Source organism: Cellulomonas sp. P2_F12 (assembly GCF_056403775.1).
The window spans coordinates 333549-357228 of sequence record NZ_JBFUEV010000003.1 but is presented as its reverse complement, the minus strand read 5'-3'; the positions used below and the strand labels follow the sequence as shown (position 1 = coordinate 357228).

Sequence of the window (23680 nt, the reverse complement as noted above, 5' to 3'; positions counted from 1 at the left end):
CTCAGGACGGGACCCGCTCCTCCAGGCCCCACGGCGAGCCGTAGCCCTCGGGCGTCGGCGCGGCGAGGAGCTCGAGGAACGGCACGGCGTCGAACGCCTCGGGCCCCAGCACCCCGGTCCCGCTCCACGTCCCCGCCGCGAGCAGCTCGAGCGCGACCACGGGGTTCACCGCCGTCTGCCACACGACGCACTGCGCGCCGTACTCGGCCATCGACCACGCGTTGTCGACGAGGTGGTGCAGGTACACCTCGCGCGGAGCGCCGTCCTTGCCGGTGCCCGTGACCAGCAGGCCGGCGCACGTCGAGCCGGTCATCCGCGGGCCGATCGTCGCGGGGTCGGGCAGCGCGGCGGCGACGACGTCACGCGGGCTGACGGGGACGCCGCGCACGGTGACCGGCTCGGTCCGGTCGAGGCCCAGGCGGTGCAGGGTCTGCAGCACGCCGATGAACTCCTCGCCCAGCCCGTACTTGAACGTCACCTTCCGGGCGTCCACCCAGCGCGGCATGAGGAGGACCTCCTCGTGCTCGACGTGCACGCACTCGACGTCGCCGATCGGCTCCGGGAAGCGGAACACCTCCGGCTCGTGGAACGGGGCGACCGTGAACCAGCCGTCCTCCAGCCCCGCGCCCGCCTCGGCCCGGTCGGCCGACCAGATCACCGGCGGGTTGAGGCACTCCTCGATCGTGGTCCAGATGGAGAACGACGGGGCGAAGATCGGCTCTCCGTCGTCGCCGACGACCTCGAGGTTGGCGCCGTCCCGCACGCCCAGCTCGTCGATGGCGCTGAACAGGTGGTCCGCCGCGTACCGGGCGAACACGTCCGACAGCCCGGGCTCCACGCCGATGCCGACCAGGGCCAGCTGCCCCGCGTCCGACCAGTCGGTGCCCTGCGCGAACTGCTCGTCGCCCAGCTTCACGCCCGGCAGCTCGTACGGACGCTCGGGGTGCGCGTGCGACAGGGACATCGCCATGTCGAGGTAGTGCGCGCCCGCGGCACGCACGCCCTCGAAGATCGGCAGGACGAACCGCGGGTCGACGGCGTTGAGCACGTGCGTCGCGCCGTGCTCCCGGACCAGCGCCTCCACGGCCCCCGCGCTCGACGCGTCGACGACCGCCGCGACGAACCGGCCGCCCACCACGTCGTGCGCGCTCGCCGCCTCGACCGTGCGCTGCGACCGCCCCAGGTCCACGTCGGCCACCACCAGCAGCTCGAAGAACTGCCGGCGCGCGGCGATCCGGGCGACCGCGTCGCCGACCCCGCCACTGCCGACCACCAAGATCCGCACGAGACCCGCCTCCGAACCCACTATGTCGTTCACCGAGCCAGGAGCCGCTTGCTCCGGGCGTAGCCGAGCACCTGGACCAGCACGACGATCGCGAGGGCCAGGACGAACATGAACGAGCTGATGACGTTGGCCTGCGGCGGGATGCCGCGGGTCGCGCTGACGTAGACGAACTTCGGGAACGTGGTGAACGAGCCCGACGTGAAGTTGGTGACGATGAAGTCGTCGAAGCTCAGGCTGAACGCGAGCAGCGCAGCCGCGGCGATCCCCGGCAGCAGCAGCGGGAACGTCACCCGCCAGAACGCCTGCCACGGGGAGGCGTACAGGTCGGCGGCGGCCTCCTCGAGCGCGGGGTCCAGGCTGGACACGCGGGCCTTCACGGTGACCACCACGAAGCTGATGCAGAACATCACGTGCGCGGTCACCACCGTGCCGAAGCCGAGGGGCACGCGCACCGAGAGGAACTGCGCCAGCAGCGCGGCACCGAGCACGACCTCCGGCGTGGACATCGGCAGGAAGATCAGCAGGTTGGTCAGCGCGCGCCCGCGGAACCGGAACCGGACCAGGGCGATGGCCATGAGCGTGCCGATCGCCGTCGCCACGAGCGTCGAGACCAGCCCGACCTGCAGCGAGTTGCCGAACGCCTCGCACACCTGGGGCGCACCGCAGGGGTTCTGCCAGTTGTCCAGCGTGAAGCCGCGCCACACGAGGTTCGTCTTGCCGGCGTCGTTGAACGAGAACACGACCGTGTAGGCCACCGGGACCAGCAGGTACACGAACGCGAGCCCGGCGAAGATCGGGACGATCATGTCCCCGAGCCGGCGGCGCGGCCGGCGCGGTGCCGGGGCGACGGCTCTCCGGGTCGCCGTCGAGACCGGCTCGAGCACCGCGGTCACAGCAGGTCCTCCGTCCCGGCGTGCCGGATGTACGCCCCGACCAGCAGCAGGATCGCCACCATGAGGATCACCGACAGGGACGCGGCGGTCGGGTAGTCGAGCACCTTGAAGAACCGCGCGTCGATCACCTGCCCGACCATCGTCGTGTTCGTGTTGTTGCCCAGCAGGGAGGCGTTCACGTAGTCGCCCGCGGCGGGGATGAACGTGAGCAGCGTGCCGGCGACGACGCCCGGCATGGACAGCGGCCAGGTCACCGTGCGGAACGTGGTCGTGGGCGAGGCGTACAGGTCCGCGCCGGCCTCGAGCAGGCGGGAGTCCAGCCGCTCCAGCGCCGCGAAGATCGGCAGCACCATGAACGGCAGGAAGTTGTACGTCAGGCCGCAGACCACGGCGAACGGCGTCGCGGTGAGCCGGGCGTCCGGCGGCAGCACGTGCAGCCAGTGCAGGACCGCGACCACCAGGGAGTCGTCGGCGAGGATCTGCTTCCACGCGATGGTCCGCAGGATGAAGCTGGTGAAGAACGGCGCGACGACCAGCACGAGCAGGAACCCCTGCAGCAGCTTGCGCCCGCGCGCCCGGACGGCGATCACATAGGCCATCGGGTAGCCGATCACCAGCGCCGCGACCGTGGCCAGGAGCGCGAACCAGAACGAGCGCAGGATCGTCGGCCAGAACTGCGCGATGGCGTCCACGTAGTTCTGCCAGTGGAAGGCCGGCTGGTACTGGCCGACGTCCCCCCCGGGCACCGGGACGTACAACGACGTCGCCAGCAGCGCGCCGACGGGCACCACGAAGAAGAGCACCAGGTAGATGAGCCCGGGTCCGAGCAGGACCAGGTGCGCCCGCTGCGCGGTGCGCCGCGGCAGCGGGGCGTCCGGGCCGCTGGCGACGCTGTCGCCGAGCGCGGCCGCGATGCTCACAGCTCGTCGTCCAGGTCGACCGTGCCCTCGTCGGCGGCCTGCGCGCCGTCCAGCCCGAACGTGAAGTCGACGCCCCACGCGAGGCTCACGGACGAGCCCACGGCGACGCTGGCGCCGCCCAGCAGGTTCTGCGCGAAGACGCCGAAGGTGCCCAGCCCCGGGACCTCCACCTGGTACTGCGTGCTCACGCCCATGAACGACACGTCGGTGACGATGCCCGGCCCGAGGACGTTCTCGCCCCGGCCCGGCTCCTGGTCACCGACGAGCAGCCGCATCTTCTCCGGCCGGGCGCCGACGAGCACGGCGCCCTCGGTCCGCACGGCGCGCGACTCCGGCACCAGGATCCGCGTGCCGCCGATGTCGACGCCGAGCAGGCCCCGCTTGGTCAGCCGCTCGGTCACGGTCCCGGCCACGAGGTTGGACTGGCCGAGGAAGTTGGCGACGAACGCGGTGCGCGGCAGCTCGTACAGGTCGGCCGGCGAGCCCATCTGCTCGATGCGGCCGTGGTTCATCACGGCGACCGTGTCGGCCATGGTCATGGCCTCCTCCTGGTCGTGCGTGACGTGCACGAAGGTGAGCCCGACCTCGGTCTGGATCCGCTTGAGCTCGAGCTGCATCTGGCGCCGGAGCTTGAGGTCGAGCGCGCCGAGGGGCTCGTCCAGGAGCAGGAGCGCGGGACGGTTCACCAGGGCCCGGGCCAGCGCGACGCGCTGCTGCTGCCCGCCCGAGAGCTGCGCGGGCTTGCGGTCGGCCAGGTGACCGAGCTCGACCAGGGCGAGCCCGTCGGCCACGCGCTGGGCCACGTCGCTCGCCCGGGACCGCTTGAGCCCGAACGCGACGTTCTCCCCCACGCTCAGGTGCGGGAACAGCGCGTAGCTCTGGAACACCGTGTTGACCGGCCGCTGGTGCGCGCGGGTGCCGGTGACGTCCCGGCCGCCGATCGACAGCGTGCCCGACGTCGGCTGCTCGAGTCCGGCGACCATCCGCAGGGTCGTCGTCTTGCCGCAGCCCGACGGCCCGAGCAGGGCGAAGAACGAGCCCGACGGGACGGTGAGCGTGAGGTCGTCGACCGCCACGAACGAGCCGAACGCCTTGGTGACACCCACGATCTCGAGCGCCGCGCCCCCCGGGCCGACGGTCTCCGCCGGGACGGCGGTGGCCGTGCTCGTCATGCGCCGATCACGGTGAGGAACTCGCCGTTGTAGCGCTCCTCCTCGTCGGGCGTCAGCGTCCGGAACACGCTGACCTTGGACAGGATCTCCTCCGTCGGGAAGATGTACGGGTTCTCCGCGAGGTCGGGGTCGATCTTCTCCATCTCCTCGCGGGCCCCCTCCACGGGGGTGATGTAGTTGACCCACGCCGCGACCTGCGCCGCGACGGCGGGGTCGTAGTAGTAGTTCATGAGGTCCTCGGCGTTGCCCAGGTGCGGTGAGCCGATCGGCACCATCATGTTGTCGCTCCAGAGCGTGCCGCCCGCCTCGGGGATGGCGAACTCGAACTTGTCGTCCGCCTCATAGTTGAGCGACGTGATGTCGCCCGACCAGCCGATGACCGCGATCGCGTCGCCCGAGGCCAGGTCCTGCGTGTACGCGTTGCCGCGGACCTGCCGGATGTGGCCCGAGTCGATCTTCTCCTTGAGGATGTCCAGCGCGCCGTAGAAGTCGTCGTCGGTCCAGTCGCCCGAGGGGTCGATGCCCTGGTCGAGCATGATGATGCCCATCGTGTCGCGCATCTCCGAGAGGACCTCGACGCGGCCGGCCAGCTCGGGCGCCCACAGGTCGCTGAGCGTGTGCACGCCGCTGGGCACCTTCTCCTTGTCCCACGCGAAGCCCGCGAACCCGGACTGCCAGGTCAGCGAGTGGGTGCGGCCCGGGTCGAAGTCGACGTTGGCCAGGTTGGGCAGGATGTTGGCGGCGTTCGGGATCCGCGACCGGTCCAGCTCCTGGGTGTAGCCCAGGCGGATCATCCGCGCGGCCATCCAGTCGGTGAGCGTGACGATGTCGTAGCCGATGTCCTGGCCGTTCTTCAGCTGGCCGGAGACCTTGCCGTAGAACGAGTCGTTGTCGTCGATGTCCTCGGCGTACGTGACCTTGAGGCCCGACTGCTTCTCGAACTCGACGAGGGTCGGGTACGTCGTGCCGTCGTCGTCCTGGTCGAGGTACTGCGTCCAGTTGGCCCAGCGCACGATCTTGTCGCTGCCCGAGACGTCCTTGGCCGTCTCCGTCGTCCCGGACGGCGATCCCGTGCCGCACGCGGCGAGCAGCGCGCCGGCGCCGGCCGTGCCGAGGGCACCGATCAGGAAGGACCGCCGCGAGAGGTTGGCCCGTTGCGCCTGCGCGACGAGCGCACGGACGCGCGGGTCTGCGGGGGCAGGTCGGCGGAGGGGGCTCATGAGGCTCCTAGGGTGCCGGAGGGGGCCGCCGGTGACGGCGGGGTCGGTGGATCATCGCAAACAGACGACCGTCCAGCAAGGAATCCGTCGTCGAAACACCCGTACGCAACGAAAATGTTGCACGGATGGAACACAGGGGTCCTGGATCCGTCGACCTAGGCGTCAAAAGCCGACATGACGTGCTTGATCCGGGTGTAGTCCTCGAAGCCGTACATCGAGAGGTCCTTGCCGTACCCGGAGTGCTTGAAGCCGCCGTGCGGCATCTCCGCGACGAACGGGATATGGGTGTTGATCCAGACCACCCCGAAGTCGAGCGCCCGGGACATCCGCAGCGCCCGGCCGTGGTTCTGGGTCCACACCGAGCTCGACAGCCCGTACCGGACCCCGTTGGCCAGCGCGATCGCCTCGTCCTCGTCCGTGAACGTCTGGACGGTGATGACCGGGCCGAAGATCTCGTCCTGCACGGCCTCGTCGTCCTGGCGCAGGCCGTCGACGACGGTCGCCTCGACGAAGTAGCCGGTGTCGCCCACCCGGTGGCCGCCGGCGACGATCGACGCGTGGTCCGGCAGCCGGTCGAGGAAGCCGGTGACCCGCTCCAGCTGCAGGGCGTTGTTGACCGGGCCGAACGCGACGTCCGGGTCGTCCGGCATGCCCGTGCGCTGGCCCTTCGCCGCCTCGGCGAGGGCCGCGACGAAGTCGGCGCGGACGGAGGCGTGCACCAGCACACGGGTGGCCGCCGTGCAGTCCTGGCCGGCGTTGTAGTACCCGGCGCCGGCGATCCCCTCGGCGGCCGCGGCGATGTCGGCGTCGGCGAAGACGATCACGGGTGCCTTGCCGCCGAGCTCGAGGTGCACGCGCTTGACGTTGGCCGCGGCGGCCTCCGCCACCTGGGAGCCGGCCCGGACCGAGCCGGTGATGGCGACCATGTCCGGGCGCTGGTGCGAGACCAGCGCCCTGCCCGAGTCGCGGTCGCCGCAGATCACGTTGAGGACGCCCGGGGGCAGCACCTCGGCCGCGACCTGGCCGAGCAGCAGCGTCGAGGCCGGCGTCGTGTCGGACGGCTTGAGCACGATGGTGTTGCCGGCCGCGAGCGCGGGCGCGATCTTCCAGATGGCCATCATCAGCGGGTAGTTCCACGGCGTGACCTGGCCGACGACGCCGACCGGCTCGCGGCGCACCCACGACGTGTGGCCCGCCATGTACTCCCCCGCGCTCAGCCCGTCGAGCACGCGCGCGGCGCCGGCGAAGAACCGCAGCTGGTCGACGCACGGCGGCACCTCGTCCGTGGCGGTCAGGTGCAGCGGCTTGCCGGTGTTGCGGGACTCGACGGCGACGAACTCGTCGGCGCGCGCCTCGACCGCGTCGGCCAGCCGCAGGAGCGCGAGCTGACGCTCCGCGGGCGTCGTGCGGCCCCACGTCGTGAACGCCTCCGAGGCGGCGCCGTACGCGGCGTCGACGTCGTCCGCGCCACTCAGCGGCGCCCGGGCGTACTCCTGCCCGGTCGACGGGTCGATCACCGACGTCGTGCGGCCGTCCGCGGCGGGACGCTGGGCGCCCCCGATCACGTTCAGCAGCTCGAGCGTCTGGTCGGGGGCCTGGCTCACGGCAATCTCCTCACGGTCGGTGGGCCGCACGCTACGCCGGTCGGGGCGCCGACGGGAGCCCAAGAGGGGGCATTCGGCCAATCGGAGGGCGGTCAACGCCGAAATCAGAAGTTCGCACGGCCTGTCACGACGGATTCCTTGCATTGAGGGCCGTTGCCGACCACCATCGGCGGGTGGGCACACGCAGACCAGCACCGGGGCACCCGGCACTCGACGACGTCTCCAAGGCCATCGTCGAACAGCTCCAGGAGGACGGCCGGCGACCCTACGCCGCGATCGGCAAGGCGATCGGCCTGTCCGAGGCCGCGGTGCGGCAGCGGGTCCAGCGCCTCACCGACTCGGGCGTGATGCAGATCGTCGCCGTCACCGACCCGCTGCAGGTCGGCTTCACCCGCCAGGCGATGATCGGGCTCAAGTGCGAGGGCGACCTCTCGCTCGTCGCGGACGCCCTGGCCGCGCTGCCCGAGGTCGACTACGTCGTCGTCACCGCCGGCGGCTTCGACCTGCTCTGCGAGGTCGTCTGCGAGGACGACGACCACCTGCTCGAGGTTCTCAACCAGAAGATCCGCACGCTGCCCGGCGTCCGGACCACCGAGACGTTCGTGTACCTGCGGCTGCGCAAGCAGCTCTACAACTGGGGGACCAGATGAGCACCACATCTCAGACGCCACTCGGCACCGACCGCTCCGAGGCGGCCAAGGCCCACCTCTGGGGCCACTTCACTCGGCAGAGCAGCTGGGACCGCGGCGTCCCGACGATCGTGCGCGGCGAGGGCCACCACATCTGGGACGACCAGGGCCGCAAGTACATCGACGGGCTCTCGGGCCTGTTCGTCGTGCAGGCCGGCCACGGGCGCGCCGAGCTGGCCGAGGCCGCACGCGTGCAGGCCGAGAAGCTCGCGTTCTTTCCGCTGTGGTCCTACGCGCACCCGCAGGCCATCGACCTCGCGGAGCGGCTGGCCACCTACGCGCCCGGCACCCTGAACCACGTCTTCTTCACGACGGGGGGCGGCGAGGCCGTCGAGACCGCCTGGAAGCTGGCCAAGAACTACTTCAAGCTCACCGGCAAGCCGAACAAGTACAAGGTGATCTCGCGGTCGATCGCGTACCACGGCACCCCGCACGGCGCCCTGTCGATCACCGGGCTGCCGGCGCTCAAGGAGCAGTTCGAGCCCCTCGTCCCGGGCGCGCACAAGGTGCCGAACACCAACGAGTACCGCGCGCCCGAGCACCTGCGCGACGACCCGAAGGCGTTCGGGCGCTGGGCCGCGGACCGCATCGGCGAGGCCATCGAGATGGAGGGCCCCGACTCCGTCGCGGCCGTCTTCCTCGAGCCCGTGCAGAACGCCGGCGGGTGCTTCCCGCCGCCTCCCGGGTACTTCGAGCGCGTGCGCGAGATCTGCGACCAGTACGACGTGCTGCTGGTGTCCGACGAGGTCATCTGCGCGTTCGGGCGCATCGGGTCGATGTTCGCGTGCGACGACTTCGGCTACGTCCCGGACATGATCACCTGCGCCAAGGGCCTGACGTCGGGGTACTCCCCCATCGGCGCGCTCATCGCCTCCGACCGCCTGTACGAGCCGTTCGCCAAGGGCAACGCGTCGTTCGCGCACGGCTACACGTTCGGCGGGCACCCCGTCTCGGCCGCCGTCGCCAACGCGAACCTCGACCTCTTCGAGCGAGAGGGCCTCAACCAGCACGTCAAGGAGACCGCCCCCGCGTTCCGGCGCACGCTCGAGGGCCTGCTGGACCTGCCGATCGTCGGCGACGTGCGCGGCGAGGGCTTCTTCTACGGGATCGAGCTGGTCAAGGACAAGGCCACCCGCGAGACGTTCGACGACGACGAGAGCGAGCGCCTGCTGCGCGGGTTCCTCTCGGGCGCGCTGTACGACGCGGGCCTGTACTGCCGCGCCGACGACCGCGGCGACCCCGTCATCCAGCTCGCCCCGCCCCTGACCTGCGGGCAGGCCGAGTTCGACGAGATCACGGGGATCCTGCGGGGCGTGCTGACCGAGGCCTGGGCGCGCCTGTGAGCCCTGCCGGCCCCGGTTCCCTCTGGTTCGACCAGGTCCCGGACCGGACCCCGCTCGACCCGCTCGACGGTGACGCCGAGGCGGACGTCGTCATCGTCGGCGCCGGGCTCACCGGTCTGTGGACGGCGTACTACCTGCTCGAGGCGGACCCGTCGCTGGACGTGCTGCTGGTCGAGGCCGAGGTCGCCGGGTTCGGCGCCAGCGGGCGCAACGGCGGCTGGTGCTCCGCGCTCCTGCCCGTCTCCGGCGACGAGCTGGCCCGCCGGCACGGGCACGACGCCGCCGCGGCCATGCGCGCCGCGATGCGGGACACCGTCGTGGAGGTGGGTGGCGTCGCGGCCGCCGAGCAGATCGACTGCGGCTTCGCGTTCGGGGGCACCGTCACCCTGGCCCGGAACGCGCCGCAGCTGGAGCGCGTGGCCTCGGACGTCGCCGCCGACGCGACGTGGGGCGACGAGTCGCAGCTGCTCGACGCCGCCGGGGTCGAGCAGCACGTCCGCGCCGCCGGCGTGGTGGGCGGCTCGTACACACCGGACTGCGCGCGGATCCAGCCCGTCCGGCTGGTCCGGGGCCTGCTCGACGTCGTGCTCTCCCGCGGGGCGCGCGTGGTCGAGGGGACACGGGCCCTGCGCCTGTCGCCCCGGGCGGTCGTGACCGACCACGGGATCGTGCGTGCCCGGTTCGTGGTCCGCGCGACCGAGGCGTGGGCGGCACACCTGCCGGGTTCGCGCCGCGACGTCGCCCCCGTGTACTCGCACATGATCGCGACCGAGCCCCTGCCGCCCGAGGTCTGGGCGCAGATCGGGCTGGCCCGCGCCCAGACGTTCACCGACGCGCGGCACCTCATCGTGTACGGCCAGCGGACCACCGACGACCGGCTCGCCTTCGGGGGCCGCGGCGCGCCGTACCACCTGGGCTCGGCAATCGAGCCGTCGTACGACCGGACCCGGTCGACCGCGGCGCACCTGCATCGCGAGCTCGTCGACCTGTTCCCCGTGCTCGACCGCGCGGAGATCACCCACCACTGGGGCGGCCCGCTCGGCGTCCACCGGGACTGGCACCCCTCGGTGGGCCTCGACCCGGAGACCGGCATCGCCTGGGCCGGTGGCTACGTGGGCGACGGCGTCGCGCTGACCAACCTGGCCGGCCGGACGCTCGCCGACCTGATCACGGGCGCGGACAGCGACCTGGTGCGCCTGCCGTGGGTGGACCACCGCTCCCCCGCGTGGGAGCCCGAGCCGATCCGCTGGGCGGGCATCACGGTGACCCGCCGGGCGACCGCGTGGGCGGACCGCACCGAGAACCGCACGGGTCGTCCGAGCCGGGTGGGCGACCTGCTGAGCCACGTGCTGGGGCACTGACCCCGGTCGGCGTTCAGACCCGCGCGAGGAGCTCCTGGGCGCGGGCCCGGGCCCAGGTCTCGGCGGCCAGCACGGCGCCGAGGCTCAGGGCGTCCGGTGCCGTGCCGTCGTGCTCGCCCAGCACCCGCTCGACCGTGCTGACGATGTCGAGGAACCCGATGCGGCCGGCGAGGAACGCCTCGACGCACTCCTCGTTGGCCGCGTTGTAGACCGCCGGGTGCGTGGCGGACGCGACGACGGCCTCGCGGGCCAGCCGGACGGCGCCGAAGACCTGCTCGTCGAGGGGCTCGAAGGTCCACGCGGTCGACCGGGTCCAGTCGCACGGCGGCGCGACGTCGCCGAGCCGGTCCGGCCAGGAGAGCCCGAGCGCGATCGGCAGCCGCATGTCGGGCGGGGAGGCCTGCGCAAGCGTCGACCCGTCGACGAACTCCACCATCGAGTGCACGACCGACTGCGGGTGCACGACCACGGTGATGTCCTCGACGGGGACGTCGAACAGCAGGTGCGCCTCGATGAGCTCGAGCCCCTTGTTCATCAGCGTCGAGGAGTTGATGGTCACCACGGGACCCATCGACCACGTCGGGTGCGCGAGCGCCTGCTGGGGAGTCACCGCCTTGACGTCGTCGTGCGTCCACCCCCGGAACGGCCCGCCGGACGCCGTCAGGATCAGGCGACGGACCTCGGCGTGCGTGCCGCCGCGCAAAGCCTGGGCGATGGCCGAGTGCTCGGAGTCCACCGGCACGATCTGGTCGGGTCGCTGCCGCGCAGCGTGCACCAGCCGACCGCCGACGACCAGCGACTCCTTGTTGGCCAGCGCGAGCGTGCTGCCGGCCCGGAGCGCGGCGAGCGTCGGGCCCAGTCCGACCGAGCCCGTGACGCCGTTGAGCACGACGTCCGCCCCGCGCCCCGCCAGCTCGGTGGACGCCCGCGGGCCGACGAGGACCTCGACGCCCGCGGGGAGCGCCTCGCGCAGCGGCCCCTCGACGCTCGGGTCGGCGACCGCCACCGCGGACACCCCGAGCTCGCGGGCCTGCCGGGCCAGCAGCCCGACGTGCCCGCCGCCGGCGCTCAGCCCGGTCACGCGGAACCGGTCCGGGTGGCGCGTGATGACGTCGACGGCCTGGGTGCCGATCGACCCGGTGGACCCGAGGAGGACGACGCTGCGCTGTGTCACGCTGCCCATCTTCGTGCATCCCCCGTGGCAGGATCGCCGCATGCCCGCTCCCGCGACGCCCCAGGGCTCCTCGACCCGCCTGCTCGTGCTGGGGTGCGTGCGGATCTTCCAGCCCGTGCACGGCTACTTCCTGCGCCGCGAGCTGGTCAGCTGGGAGGTCGACCGGTGGGCGCACGTGCACCCGGGGTCGATCTACAACGCGCTCAAGTCGTTGACCAGGGCCGGCCTCCTCGAGGAGGTGGGCGTGGTGGCCGAGGGCCCGCGGCCGCCCCGGACCACGTACCGCCTGACCTCGGCGGGCGAGGACGAGTTCCTCTCCCTGGTCCGCACGGGCCTGCTCACGACGGACGAGCCCACGCTGTTCCTCACGGCGGTCAACATGGCCTTCGCGCTCCCCCGGGACGAGGTCGTCCAGGCGATCGAGAAGCGCGTCGGCATGATGGAGGACCTGGTCACGGAGCTGGCGACGCAGATCGAGGAGATCCTCGCGGCCAAGGACACGCCCGACACGGCGACCGAGGTGGCCCGGCTCATCACCGCCCGGACCCGCGGCGAGCTCGACTGGGCGCGGGGGTATCTCGACCGCGTGCGCGGCGGTGCGTACGCGTTCCAGGGCGAGCCGCCGCTGTGGAACCCGACGCCGGAGCAGCTCGAGGTCGCCCGTGCCGCGGGCGTCGGTCCCTGGGTCGTCTACGCGATGGCGGACGAAGACACGTAATAGTCAAGGTTGACGAGTAATAGTTCATCTTGAATACTGGGTCTCCACCCGAAGGAGACCCCGCATGATCCACGCCCGCGGCCTGGCCCGCACCTACAAGACCCGTCGAGGGGACGTCGACGCCGTGCGCGGCGTGGACCTCGACGTCGACGCCGGCGAGATCGTCGGCTTCCTCGGCCCGAACGGGGCCGGCAAGACGACCACGCTGCGCATGCTCACCACCCTCCTGCGGCCCACCCGCGGCGAGGCGACGGTGGCCGGCGCCGACCTGCTGCGCGACCCCGGCGCCGTCCGCCGACGCATCGGCTACGTCGCCCAGTCCGGCTCCACCTCGGGCGAGGCCCGTGCCGGCGAGGAGGTCATCGACCACGCGCTGCTCTACGGCGTCGAGCGCTCCACCGCTGCCGCCCGCGGCCGCGAGCTCTTCGACCAGCTCGAGCTCGACGGGCTCTGGGAGCGCAAGTGCTCCTCGCTGTCCGGCGGTCAGCGCCGCCGCCTCGACATCGCGATGGGCCTGATCCACACGCCCCGGCTGGTGTTCCTCGACGAGCCGACGACGGGCCTCGACCCGCAGGCGCGCGCCAACCTCTGGACGCACGTCCGCGGGCTGCGCGACGAGCGCGGCAGCACCGTGTTCCTCACCACGCACTACCTCGACGAGGCCGACGCCCTGTGCGACCGCATCCTCGTCATCGACCACGGCCAGATCGTCGCCCAGGGCTCCCCCGAGGAGCTCAAGCAGCGCGTGAGCGGCGACGCCGTCCTGCTCACCGCGGCCCAGCCCGCCGACGTCGCCCGCATCGCCGCCGTCGCCGCTCAGCTGCCCGGCGCCGACACGCCCACGGTCGACGGCACGCTGGTCGAGGTCCGCGTCCCCGCCGGCCGCACCCTGCTCGCGGGCCTGCTGCGCTCGCTCGACGCCGAGGGCCTCGAGCTCGACGGCGTCGAGCTGCGCCGCCCGACCCTCGACGACGTCTTCCTCACCCTGACCGGCAGGTCCCTGCGCGACGGCGAGAGCCCGCGCGGGACCGACCAGACCGACGGAGCAGCAGCATGACCGCCACCACCGCCACTCCCCGCACGTTCGCCGACGAGCAGCGCGGCCGCAGCACGTTCGTCCGCGACACGCTCACCGTCTTCCGCCGCGCCATGCGGATCTCCCTGCGCAACCCGGTCTGGTCCGTCATGGGCCTGCTCCAGCCGGTGCTGTACCTGACGCTGTTCGGCCCGCTGCTCGAGCCGCTGGCCCCGCAGCTCGGGGCGACGAACGCCTACCAGCTGTTCGTGCCCGGCCTGCTGGTGCAGCTCGGCATGTTCGGCGCGCTGTTCGTCGGCTTCGGGCTCATCGGCGAGTGGCGTGACGGCGTCATCGAGGCGGAGCGGGTCAGCCCCGCGCCCCGGTCCGCGCTGGTGCTCGGCCGCGTGCTGCGCGACGTGATCGTCGTGGCCGTGCAGGGCGTCGTCCTCGTGTCGGTGGCGTTCCTGTTCGGCCTCGAGGCGCCGTTCTGGGGCATCGTCCTCGGCATCGTCACGGCCGCGCTGCTCGCCGCCGCGTTCGCCTCGGCGTCCTACGCCGTCGCGCTCACGCTCAAGAGCGAGGACGCCCTCGCACCGCTGATGAACGGCATCGCGCTGCCGCTCCTGCTGCTGTCCGGCATCCTCCTGCCGATCACCGCGGCGTCCGCGCCGGCGTGGCTGAACACGCTGTCCAACCTCAACCCGGTCAAGCACGTGGTCTCGGGCATCCGCGCCCAGTTCGCCGGCGACATCGGCACGCCGACCGCGCTGTGGGGCTCCGCGCTGACCCTCGTGCTCGCCGCGCTGGGCATCTGGTTCGGCACGCGCACGTTCAAGCGCGAGGACGGCTGACCCTTCGGCTACGCGAACGGCCGCACCCCTTCGTCGGGGCGCGGCCGTTCGTTCGTCTCAGGTGGGTCGAGGTCTCACTCGACGTCTCACTCGACGCCGAGCAGCACCTCGACCGCGCGTGCGAGGAACGCGTCGACCGGTCCCTCGGCGTACGCGTTGCGGCCCTTGCGGCGGCGGAACGTGGCCGACCGGACCTCGGCGGCCGACAGCGGCGTGCCCTTGTCGAAGTAGGCGACCAACCGCTGGCAGAGCTCGTCGACGTCCGCGGGCTCGTAGCCCTGGTGCCGGCCGTCGGGCGCCGCGAACCGGTCCCCGTCCGGACGGCCGAGCCGCCCGTAGAGGGTGCGGGCCTGCTCGCTCAGGCGGCCCATCCACGCCTGCTGGCCCTGGGTGGCGATGTACTCCGCCCGCGACCGCGCCACGAACGCCGCCTCGAGCCGGTCCAGGGCCGCGTCGACGGCCGCGGTGACGTAGCCGCCGCGCACCATGTCGAACGCGACGCCGCGCACGTCCTTGCTGGCCAGGCCACCGGCGGGGCCCTGCTCGTAGACCGACCGGGCGTGCGAGAAGAAGTCGTCGACCTCGTCCGGGTCGTACCCCTGCTTCAGACCCGAGACGGTCCGGAACATCCCGTCGCTCACTCGTCCTCCTCCGCTGCGAGCTGGCCGCAGGCGCCGTCGATCTCACTGCCGCGGGTGTCTCGGATCGTGGTCGGGATCCCGTGCGCACGCAAGCGTGCCACGAACTCCTGCTCGACCCGGGGATCGCTCGCCGTCCACTTGGAGCCGGGCGTCGGGTTCAGCGGGATCGGGTTGCAGTGCACCCAGCCGCGGCCGCGGGCGTTGAGCTTCTCGCCCAGCAGGTCCGCGCGCCAGGCGTGGTCGTTGATGTCCCGGATGAGCGCGTACTCGATGGAGACCCGGCGGCCCGTGACCTCGAAGTAGCGGTGCGCGGAGTCGAGCGCCTCGTCGACGCTCCACCGCGTGTTCACCGGCACGAGCTCGCTGCGCAGCTCGTCGTCGGGCGCGTGCAGCGACAGGGCGAGCGTGACCGGGATGCCCTCCTTGGCCAGCCGGTCCATGGCCGGCACCATGCCGACGGTCGAGACCGTCACGTTGCGCGCGGACATGCCGAGGCCGTCCGGCGTCGGCGCCACGAGGCGGCGGACCGTCTCCATGACCGACTTGTAGTTGGCCAGCGGCTCGCCCATGCCCATGAACACGACGTTGCTCAGGCGCGTCGGGCCGCCGGGGACCTCACCGTCGGCGAGCGACCGGGCCGCCGCGCGCACCTGCTCGACGATCTCCGCGGTCGACAGGTTGCGGGTCAGGCCCAGCTGGCCGGTCGCGCAGAACGAGCAGGCCAGGCCGCAGCCCGCCTGGCTGGACACGCACAGGGTCGTGCGATTGGCGTAGCGCATGAGGACCGACTCGACCTTGGCGCCGTCGAACAGGTGCCACAGCGTCTTGACCGTGGTGCCCTTGTCCGCGGTCTGCGTCCGGTGCGCCGTGAGCAGCTGCGGGAAGAGCCCCTCGACCAGCTTGTCGCGGGTCGCCTTGGGCAGGTCCGTCATCTGCGCGGGGTCGTTGGTCAGGTGCGTGAAGTAGTGGGTCGCCAGCTGCTTGGCGCGGAACGGCTTCTCCCCCAGCTCCGTCACGGCGTCGATCCGCTGCTCGGGCGTGAGGTCGACGAAGTGCTTGGGCGGCTTGCCGCGAGGTCCACGGCTGGGCGAGGACAGGTCGAGGCGGACGGGTGTACCGGTCATTGCAGGTACCCCCTCTCAGGTCGGGCTGCGCAGAGGAGCAGAGGTCAGGCGGGCTGGAGGACCGTGAGGACGACGTACACGGCGGGGGCGGTCAGGACGAGCGAGTCGAGCCGGTCCAGGAGCCCGCCGTGTCCCGGCACGAGCCGGCCCATGTCCTTGAGCTCGAGGTCGCGCTTGAGCATGGACTCGGCCAGGTCGCCGAGCGTGGCCGTCACGACCGTGGCCGCGCCGAGGAACACCCCGACCAGCGGCTCGCCGCCGAACGCGACCTGCACGCCGACGACGCCGACCACGCAGGCCAGCACGACGGAGCCGGCCAGGCCCTCCCATGTCTTCTTCGGGCTGACCGAGGGGGCGAGCGGGTGCCGGCCGAGCAGCACGCCGACGGTGTACCCACCGACGTCGTTGGCGACGCAGAGCAGGATGAAGAGCATCACGCGGGACGGCCCGTCGGGCTCCGCGAGCATGAGCATGACGAACCCGCCGAGGAACGGCAGGTACGCGGCGGCGAACGCTCCCGCCGTGGCGTCCCGCAACGCGGGCTGGCCGCTCCCGTCGAGCACGCGCCAGACGACGACACCGCCGACCGTCAGCATGAACGCGACGAACAGCGCCTCCGGCCCGGCCGTGTACGCCGACACCAGGATGCCGATCGCGCCGACCAGCAGCGGTAGCAGCGGCAGGTGGATCGCCCGCCGCGTGAACGCCTGCGCCAGCTCCCAGAGCCCGGCGCACACGGCGAGCACCGCGACGACGGCGAAGGCCTCCTTGCGGATGAACAGGGAGGCGACCACCGCCAGGAGCATGGCGACGCCGACGACGATCGCGACCGGCAGGTCGCGACCGGGGCGTGGGGTCCGGGTGGCGGCGATGGCTGTCTGGCTCATCAGACCTCGAGGAGCTCGCTCTCCTTGGACGAGAGCAGGTGGTCGATGAGGTCGACGTGCTTCTTCGTCAGGGACTCGAGCTCCTTCTCGGCACGACCGACCTCGTCCTCGCCCGCCTCGCCGTCCTTCACGATGCGGTCCAGCTCCTCCTTGGCGCGGCGGCGCACGTTGCGCACCGAGATGCGCGCGTCCTCGGCCTTGCTCCGGGCGAGCTTCACGAAGTCCTTGCGTCGCTCCTGCGTCAGGGCCGGCAGGACGATGCGGATGACGTTGCCGTCGTTCGTCGGGTTCACCCCGAGGTCCGAGTCGCGCAGCGCCTTCTCGATGGCCGCGGTCGACGACTTGTCGAACGGCGAGACGAGGATGGTGCGCGCCTCGGTCACGTTGAACGACGCCAGCTGCTGCAGCGCGGTCGGGCTGCCGTAGTAGTCGACGAACACCTTCGAGAACATCGCAGCGTTGGCGCGGCCCGTGCGGATCGTCGAGAAGTCCTCCTTGGCGACCTCGACGGCCTTGTCCATCTTCTCTTCAGCCTCGAAGAGGGTCTCGTCGATCACCGGAGCTCCTTCGTGCGGTTCGTCATGGTCAGGTCGTCGAGCGGGTGGTGCTCAGCTTGCCGTGATCAGCGTGCCGATCTTCTCACCCTGCAGCGCGCGCGTGACGTTGCCGGCCTCTTCCAGGCCGAACACGCGCATCCGCACGTCGTTGTCGCGGCAGAGGCTGAGCGCCGAGCCGTCCATGACGCCCAGGTCGTTGACCAGCGCGTCCGTGTAGGTCAGGTGGTCCAGCTTCACCGCGTCGGGGTCCGTGCGCGGGTCCGCCGAGTAGACGCCGTCGACGCCGTTCTTGCCCATCAGCACCTCGTGGCAGTGGGTCTCCAGCGCGCGCTGGACGCTCACCGTGTCGGTGGAGAAGTACGGCATGCCCGCGCCGGCGCCGAAGATCACGACGCGGCCCTTCTCGAGGTGCCGGATGGCGCGCAGCGGGATGTACGGCTCGGCCACCTGGCCCATCGCGATCGCGGTCTGCACACGCGTGCTCACCCCGGCCTGCTCGAGGAAGTCCTGCAGCGCCAGGCAGTTCATGACCGTGCCGAGCATGCCCATGTAGTCGGCACGCGCCCGGTCGAGGCCGCGCTGCGACAGCTCGGCGCCGCGGAAGAAGTTGCCCCCGCCGACGACGATCGCCACCTGCACGCCCGCCCGTACGGCCACCGCGATCTCGGCCGCGACGCGCTGGACGACGTCGGCGGCCAGGCCGACGTCACCGCCGCCGAACGTCTCGCCCGACAACTTGAGCAGGACACGCCGCTCCGGCACAGCCCCGCGAGTCGAGTCCGGGTGCTGGGTCACGGCGCCTCCAGAAGAGAGTGGTCCGCGCGGCCTGGTCAGGACGCCCGGATCGAGCTGGTAGCGACGGTGGCCCCGACCCCGTAGGGCCGGGGCCACCGTCGATCACATGGGGTCAGGCTCCCACGCGGTAACGCACGAAGCCCGTCAGCGTGCCGCCGGCCTCGGAGAGGACCTGGGCGACCGTCTTCTTGTTGTCCTTGGCGAACGCCTGCTCGAGCAGGACGTTCTCCTTGAAGAAGCCGTTCAGGCGGCCCTCGATGATCTTCGGCAGCGCAGCCTCGGGCTTGCCCTCGTTGCGGGCCGTCTCCTCGGCGATGTGACGCTCGTTGGCGACGACGTCGGCCGAGACCTCCTCGCGCGACAGGTACGTGGGCGAGAACGCCGCGATGTGCGTCGCGATGTCCCGGGCCACGCCGGCGCCCGCGGCGTCGGTGGCGACGAGGACGCCGACCTGCGGGGGCAGGTCCTTGCTGACCTTGTGCAGGTAGACCTCGACGTGCKCGCCGGCGAGCACGGCCAGACGACGCACGACGACGCGCTCACCCAGGGTGGCGGCCGTCTCGTCGACGATGTTCTGCACGGTCGAGCCCTCGGCCTCGGTGGCCAGCAGCGCGTCCGCGTCGCGGGCGGGCGAGTCGACGGCGGCCGCGAGGACGCGCGCCGCGAGGCCCACGAAGTTCGGGCTCTTGGCGACGAAGTCGGTCTCCGAGTTGATCTCGACCAGGACGCCGGTCTGGCCCTCGCCATCGGCCGTCGGGCCGACGTGAGCGACGACGAGGCCGTCGGAGGCCGCGCGGCCCTCACGCTTGCCGACGCCCTTGAGGCCCTTGACGCGGATGAGCTCGAGCGCCTTGTCGGAGTCGCCCTCGGCCTCCTCGAGCGCCTTCTTGACGTCCATCATTCCGGCACCGGTCTTCTCGCGCAGCGCCTTGATGTCTGCGAGCGAGTAGTTCGCCATCAGTCGTGTCCGTTCCTCGTGTGTCGTGACGTGTCGTGCGGGACCCCTGGGGGTCCGGTGACGTGCTGCGGTGCCGGTGGCCCGTCAGGGGGCCACCGGCACCGGCACGGTCACTTGGAGTCGGCGTCGCCCTCGGCGGCAGCCTCGTCGGCGATCTCCTCGGCGATGACCTCGGCCACGGCCTCCTCGGCGATCTCCTCGGCCACGGCCTCGGCCACGACCTCCTCGGCGATCTCCTCGGCGATGACCTCAGCCACGACCTCCTCGGCCACAGCCTCGGCCACGACCTCCTCGGCGATCTCCTCGGCCACGGCCTCGGCCACGACCTCCTCGGCCACAGCCTCGGCGGCCAGGTCGGCCTCGGCGCCGGCGAGCAGCTCGCGCTCCCACTCGGCCAGCGGCTCGGCGTCGGCCTCGGTGCCCTCGGCGGCCGCGGTGCGACCCGAGTGACGCTTCAGCAGACCGTCGGCCGCGGCGTCCGCGATGACGCGGGTCAGCAGCTGCACGGCGCGGATGGCGTCGTCGTTGCCCGGGATCGGGTAGTCGACGACGTCCGGGTCGCAGTTGGTGTCGAGGATCGCGACGACCGGGATGCCGAGCTTGCGCGCCTCGTTGACGGCGAGGTGCTCCTTGTTCGTGTCGACGATCCACACGGCCGAGGGAACCTTGGCCATGTCGCGGATGCCGCCCAGCGTCTTCGCGAGCTTGTCCTTCTCGCGGCGCAGGACGAGCAGCTCCTTCTTCGTGAGGTTCGAGCCCGCCACGTCGTCGAAGTCGATCTGCTCCAGCTCCTTGAGGCGCTGGAGACGCTTGTGCACCGTGCTGAAGTTGGTGAGCATTCCACCGAGCCAGCGCTGGTTCACGTACGGCATCCCGACACGCGCGGCCTGGTCGGCGACCGGCTCCTGCGCCTGCTTCTTCGTGCCGACGAAGAGGATGGTGCCGCCGTGCGCGACGGTCTGGCTCACGAAGTCGTAGGCGTTGTCGATGTACGACAGCGACTGCTGCAGGTCGACGATGTAGATGCCGTTGCGCTCGGTGAAGATGAAGCGCTTCATCTTGGGGTTCCAGCGGCGAGTCTGGTGCCCGAAGTGGACACCGCTCTCGAGCAGCTGGCGCATGGTCACGACGGCCATGGCACGTCCTTCCGGCGCGCACCGCAGGGTGCACGCGTCAAGGCGGACCCGTCTGCGGGCCCGCATCTCGGTTGTCGGCTCCGACCGCAAGGTCGGCGCCCCTGGCGTCATGTCGTCGTCCGCTCCGGGGACTGCCACTGGTGCAGGAGCCCGGACCGCTGCGGCGATCGACCCCGTCCTGGTCCTCGCCGGCACGATGGCCGTCGAGTGCCCTGATCGGGTGGATGACGCGCGAAGTCGACCGGTACGGACCGGTCGCACCAGAAGTTTAGCCGATCGCCGGGACTGGTCCCGACCAGCGGCCCGCCCACAGCCCCTGGCGCCGCCTTGGGCGTCCACACGATCGTGCCGAGCCCACGGCGGCGCGCCCGCGAGACCCGACGATCGGCGCCATGACGCCAGCTCCCGCCTCCCGCCCGCACGACCCCGGACCGGCCCTCTCCCCGGCGGCCCCGGCCCGCCGCAGCACCGCCCGCTCGGCTGCCCCGGCCCGCCGCGGCATCGCCGGCCCGGTCGCTCATGCCCTCCGCGGCACCGCCCGCCCAGGCGCCCCCGTTCGCCGCGGCCTCGGCCGCTCGGCCGCCCCCGCCCCCGCCCGCGTCACCCGCCCGGTCGCCTCGCTCGGTGCGATCGCGCTGCTGGTCGCCCTGGCGGTCGCGGGGCTCGCGTCGACGGGCTCCGCCGGTCCGCCCGACCCGCCGGCCACGACGGCCGGCACCTACCGCCTCCCGCTTCCCGGACCGCCGCAGGTTGCGCGCGCGTTCGAGGCTCCGCCGCAGCCCTGGGCGGTCGGCCATCGTGGCGTGGACCTGCGCACGACTCCCGGAGCCCCTGTCCTCTCCCCCGTCGCCGGAGTCGTCTCGTTCGCGGGCACCGTCGCCGGTCGGGGCGTCGTCACGGTGACCGACGCGCGCGGTCGCCGGTCGAGCATCGAGCCGGTGCTGGCCGCAGTGCGGGCGGGCGACGCCGTCGAGGGCGGCGAGCCGCTCGGTCTCGTGACACCCGAGGGGTCGCACTGCGCGCCGGGCACGTGCCTGCACTGGGGCGTGCGGGTGGGCGACGAGTACGTCGACCCGTTCACGCTGCTGCCGGGCGCGGGCCCGGCGGTGCTGCTGCCCCTGGACGCTCGTCGCGTCGACGGGACCGCTGGACCGCGCGGGTCCCAGTGAGACAGCGCGGTCGAGGCCTGGTGCGGCGACTCGACCACGACCTGGTGCGACGCCTCTCGGACGCTGACCGATCCGAGAGACGCCGCCGCCCGTCCAGGACGGGCGACGAACGGGTCCGACGCCGGCGGGCCGAGCCCGCCGGGCGCGGTCAGACGCGCTCGGCCTCGAGCAGGCGGGTGCGGAGCCGGATCATGGCGGCGGTGTGCATCTGGGAGATGCGCGACTCGGTGACACCGAGCACGCGGCCGATCTCGGCGAGGGTCATGCCCTCGTAGTAGTAGAGGACGACGACGATGCGCTCGCGCTCGCCCAGGCACTCGATCGCGCGGGCCAGCAGGAACTTCGTCTCGGCGGCCTCGATCGAGCCGGCGGGGTCGAGCGTGCGCTCGTCGCCGAGGGTGTCGACCAGCGAGACGCCGCCGGGGCGGTCGTCGCCGCCGCCGAGCAGCTCGTCCAGGGCGGCCACGTTCACCGTCGAGAGCTGGGAGTAGATGGCGCGGAGGTCCTCGACCGGCATCTCGAGGTGGCGGGCGACCTCGTCCTCGGTCGGGGTCCGGTGCAGCTTGGCCTCGAGCTCGGCATACGCGCGGTCGACCGAACGAGCCTTCGTGCGGACCGAGCGCGGGACCCAGTCCATCGCGCGCAGCTCGTCGATGATCGCGCCGCGGATGCGGGACGACGCGTAGGACTCGAACTTCACCGCACGGTCGGTCTGGTACTTCTCGATGGCGTCGATGAGACCGAACATGCCGTAGGAGACGAGGTCGGCCTGCTCGACGGTGCTGGGCAGCCGCATCCCCACCCGGCCGGCGACCGCCGACACCAGGGAGGCGTAGTGCAGGATCAGGCCCTCACGCGCCCGGGGGGACTCGGTCGCCTTGTAGTCCGACCACAGGGCGTCGACCTCCTCGACCGAACGACTCGGAGCGACCGGGCCGCGAGGGGTCGGGACCCCGCGCGTGATCGGGACGGTCGGCGCGGCGAGCTGGTCGCCGGACGACGGCCACGGCTGCGGGATGACGCCCTCGGGGGCCGTGCTCGTCATACGGGTGCGCACCGGGAAGGCGGCGTCCAGCTGCGTCGTCATCGTCGACTCCATCTTGTGCGTCATGCTCGGGGGTGCGCTTGCTGGAACGCCGACCGCAGTCGGTCGGCGGAGACGTGCGTGTAGCGCTGCGTCGTGGCCAAGCTGGCGTGGCCGAGGAGCTCCTGGACGCTGCGCAGGTCGGACCCACCCTCGAGAAGGTGGGTCGCTGCGGTGTGACGGAGCGCGTGGGGCGCCACGTCGTCGACGCCCGCGAGGGCGGCGGACTGGTGGACGACCGTGCGCGCCTGGCGCTGGTCGAGACGCCCGCCGCGCAGGCCGAGGAACACGGCCGGCGGCGAGGCGGGGTGGACGAGCTGCGGGCGGCCACGCTCGAGCCAGGCGCTCAGCGCCGTCGCGGCGGGCTTGCCGAACGGGACGACCCGCTCCTTGTCGCCCTTGCCGACGACCCGCAGCGTCCGCTCGTGCACGTCCAGGTCGCCCAGGTCGGCGCCGCAGACCTCGCCGACGCGGACGCCCGTGGCGTAGAGGAGCTCGAGGAGCGCCCAGTCGCGGATCGCGAGCGCGTCGCCGTCGGCGGCACGGTCACGGGCCAGGTCGAGCATCTGCGTGACGGGCTCGACGCGCAGGACGGTCGGCAGGGGCGAGGCGGTCCGGGCGGTCGCGAGACGAAGCGCGGGGTCGACCGGGATCCGGTGCGTGCGGGTGGCCCAGGCGAAGAACGTGCGGACGGCGGCGCCTCGGCGGGCGAGGGTCGCGCGGCTGCGCTGCGTGGTCGCCATGGAGGCGAGCCAGCCGCGCAGGACAGCGAGGTCGATCGAGTCGAGAGTTGTCCGGCCGTGCCGCGACGCATAGCCGAGAAGAAGGTCGACATCCCCGACATAGGCGCGGATGGTGTGCGCCGACAATCCGCGCTGGGCACCCAGGTGCGCCGAGAACTCCGACAGGAGGCGCACGCGATTCGGCGCCCCTGCAGTGATCTCGGCCACGTCCATGTGAGTACGGTGACCTGAAACACAGCCGGGAACAAGCAGTGAATTCACCTGGCCGGCCTAACGTTGGGCGAATCCCGGCGCAATGTCCGATTCGCCGACCAAGAAATGCCCGGTTGCGCGATTTT

23 protein-coding genes are annotated in these 23680 nt (G+C 72.1%); 7 read left to right on the top strand and 16 right to left on the bottom strand.

Annotated elements, in window-relative coordinates; genetic code table 11:
- Position 1 precedes the first annotated feature (1 nt).
- From AC1DWH_RS09780 to AC1DWH_RS09755, 6 genes are all read right to left on the bottom strand, one after another.
- Positions 2-1285 (bottom strand): saccharopine dehydrogenase family protein, encoded by a 1284-nt coding sequence (locus AC1DWH_RS09780; RefSeq protein WP_477093626.1) that lies wholly within the window; start codon positions 1283-1285, stop codon positions 2-4.
- Between the two features lie 29 nt (positions 1286-1314).
- Positions 1315-2091: an ABC transporter permease gene (locus AC1DWH_RS09775; protein ID WP_477093625.1), complete on the bottom strand. Its 777-nt coding sequence runs from the start codon at positions 2089-2091 to the stop codon at positions 1315-1317.
- An 83-nt stretch (positions 2092-2174) separates the two neighbouring features.
- Positions 2175-3098 (bottom strand): ABC transporter permease, encoded by a 924-nt coding sequence (locus AC1DWH_RS09770; RefSeq protein ID WP_477093499.1) that lies wholly within the window; start codon positions 3096-3098, stop codon positions 2175-2177.
- Complete coding sequence (locus AC1DWH_RS09765; protein ID WP_477093498.1) at positions 3095-4270, bottom strand: ABC transporter ATP-binding protein; 1176 nt, start codon at positions 4268-4270, stop codon at positions 3095-3097. Before AC1DWH_RS09765 ends, AC1DWH_RS09770 begins: the two co-directional genes overlap by 4 nt.
- On the bottom strand, positions 4267-5490 hold the full coding sequence (locus tag AC1DWH_RS09760; protein ID WP_477093497.1) for an ABC transporter substrate-binding protein: 1224 nt from the start codon (positions 5488-5490) through the stop codon (positions 4267-4269). Before AC1DWH_RS09760 ends, AC1DWH_RS09765 begins: the two co-directional genes overlap by 4 nt.
- Before the next feature lie 155 nt (positions 5491-5645).
- Positions 5646-7094 carry a gamma-aminobutyraldehyde dehydrogenase gene (locus tag AC1DWH_RS09755; protein ID WP_477093496.1) on the bottom strand — a complete coding sequence of 483 codons (1449 nt, stop codon included), beginning with the start codon at positions 7092-7094 and terminating at the stop codon, positions 5646-5648.
- Positions 7095-7267: 173 nt separating this feature from the next.
- Here AC1DWH_RS09755 and AC1DWH_RS09750 point away from each other — a divergent pair, with 173 nt between their 5' ends.
- The 3 genes from AC1DWH_RS09750 to AC1DWH_RS09740 are packed head-to-tail and all read left to right on the top strand — an operon-like array spanning position 7268 to position 10487.
- Positions 7268-7744 carry an Lrp/AsnC family transcriptional regulator gene (locus AC1DWH_RS09750; protein WP_370505240.1) on the top strand — a complete coding sequence of 159 codons (477 nt, stop codon included), beginning with the start codon at positions 7268-7270 and terminating at the stop codon, positions 7742-7744.
- Positions 7741-9126: an aspartate aminotransferase family protein gene (locus tag AC1DWH_RS09745; RefSeq protein ID WP_477093495.1), complete on the top strand. Its 1386-nt coding sequence runs from the start codon at positions 7741-7743 to the stop codon at positions 9124-9126. Before AC1DWH_RS09750 ends, AC1DWH_RS09745 begins: the two co-directional genes overlap by 4 nt.
- Complete coding sequence (locus AC1DWH_RS09740; RefSeq protein WP_477093494.1) at positions 9123-10487, top strand: NAD(P)/FAD-dependent oxidoreductase; 1365 nt, start codon at positions 9123-9125, stop codon at positions 10485-10487. The genes AC1DWH_RS09745 and AC1DWH_RS09740 overlap by 4 nt, the downstream gene beginning before the upstream one ends.
- A 13-nt stretch (positions 10488-10500) precedes the next feature.
- Here the strand turns inward: AC1DWH_RS09740 and dxr are convergent, their stop codons facing one another.
- Complete coding sequence (gene dxr / locus AC1DWH_RS09735; protein WP_477093493.1) at positions 10501-11670, bottom strand: 1-deoxy-D-xylulose-5-phosphate reductoisomerase; 1170 nt, start codon at positions 11668-11670, stop codon at positions 10501-10503.
- Positions 11671-11701: 31 nt separating this feature from the next.
- Between dxr and AC1DWH_RS09730 the strand changes: the two genes are divergently transcribed.
- The 3 genes from AC1DWH_RS09730 (at position 11702) to AC1DWH_RS09720 (ending at position 14248) form a co-directional block, all read left to right on the top strand.
- A complete protein-coding gene (locus AC1DWH_RS09730) occupies positions 11702-12379 on the top strand; it encodes a PadR family transcriptional regulator (protein ID WP_477093492.1) in 678 nt (225 codons plus the stop codon).
- 64 nt (positions 12380-12443) lie between these two features.
- A complete protein-coding gene (locus AC1DWH_RS09725) occupies positions 12444-13436 on the top strand; it encodes an ATP-binding cassette domain-containing protein (protein ID WP_477093491.1) in 993 nt (330 codons plus the stop codon).
- Entirely contained in the window at positions 13433-14248 is an 816-nt protein-coding gene (locus AC1DWH_RS09720) for an ABC transporter permease (protein ID WP_456846774.1), read from the top strand. Before AC1DWH_RS09725 ends, AC1DWH_RS09720 begins: the two co-directional genes overlap by 4 nt.
- An 86-nt stretch (positions 14249-14334) precedes the next feature.
- Here AC1DWH_RS09720 and AC1DWH_RS09715 read toward each other — a convergent pair whose 3' ends face one another.
- The 7 genes from AC1DWH_RS09715 to rpsB form a co-directional block, all read right to left on the bottom strand.
- Positions 14335-14889, bottom strand: coding sequence for a DivIVA domain-containing protein (locus tag AC1DWH_RS09715; RefSeq protein ID WP_456846773.1), 555 nt, complete (start codon positions 14887-14889; stop codon positions 14335-14337).
- On the bottom strand, positions 14886-16013 hold the full coding sequence (gene rlmN, locus AC1DWH_RS09710) for a dual-specificity RNA methyltransferase RlmN (protein ID WP_456846772.1): 1128 nt from the start codon (positions 16011-16013) through the stop codon (positions 14886-14888). Before rlmN ends, AC1DWH_RS09715 begins: the two co-directional genes overlap by 4 nt.
- A gap of 44 nt (positions 16014-16057) precedes the next feature.
- Entirely contained in the window at positions 16058-16900 is an 843-nt protein-coding gene (locus tag AC1DWH_RS09705; protein ID WP_477093490.1) for a phosphatidate cytidylyltransferase, read from the bottom strand.
- Positions 16900-17457 carry a ribosome recycling factor gene (gene frr / locus AC1DWH_RS09700; protein ID WP_456846770.1) on the bottom strand — a complete coding sequence of 186 codons (558 nt, stop codon included), beginning with the start codon at positions 17455-17457 and terminating at the stop codon, positions 16900-16902. The genes AC1DWH_RS09705 and frr overlap by 1 nt, the downstream gene beginning before the upstream one ends.
- Positions 17458-17508: 51 nt before the next feature.
- Positions 17509-18252, bottom strand: coding sequence for a UMP kinase (gene pyrH, locus AC1DWH_RS09695; RefSeq protein WP_477093489.1), 744 nt, complete (start codon positions 18250-18252; stop codon positions 17509-17511).
- Positions 18253-18364: 112 nt separating this feature from the next.
- Positions 18365-19210, bottom strand: coding sequence for a translation elongation factor Ts (gene tsf / locus AC1DWH_RS09690; RefSeq protein ID WP_477093488.1), 846 nt, complete (start codon positions 19208-19210; stop codon positions 18365-18367).
- A gap of 110 nt (positions 19211-19320) precedes the next feature.
- Complete coding sequence (rpsB, locus tag AC1DWH_RS09685; protein WP_477093487.1) at positions 19321-20346, bottom strand: 30S ribosomal protein S2; 1026 nt, start codon at positions 20344-20346, stop codon at positions 19321-19323.
- A 392-nt stretch (positions 20347-20738) separates the two neighbouring features.
- Between rpsB and AC1DWH_RS09680 the strand changes: the two genes are divergently transcribed.
- Positions 20739-21515, top strand: a complete 777-nt coding sequence (locus tag AC1DWH_RS09680) for a murein hydrolase activator EnvC family protein (RefSeq protein ID WP_477093486.1) — start codon at positions 20739-20741, stop codon at positions 21513-21515.
- A 148-nt stretch (positions 21516-21663) separates the two neighbouring features.
- On the opposite strand, the gene whiG is transcribed toward AC1DWH_RS09680, so the two are convergent.
- Both whiG and AC1DWH_RS09670 read right to left on the bottom strand, forming a co-directional pair.
- Positions 21664-22602 carry an RNA polymerase sigma factor WhiG gene (gene whiG / locus AC1DWH_RS09675; protein WP_456845531.1) on the bottom strand — a complete coding sequence of 313 codons (939 nt, stop codon included), beginning with the start codon at positions 22600-22602 and terminating at the stop codon, positions 21664-21666.
- Positions 22603-22622: 20 nt separating this feature from the next.
- A complete protein-coding gene (locus tag AC1DWH_RS09670; RefSeq protein ID WP_456845530.1) occupies positions 22623-23555 on the bottom strand; it encodes a tyrosine recombinase XerC in 933 nt (310 codons plus the stop codon).
- Positions 23556-23680: the final 125 nt, after the last annotated feature.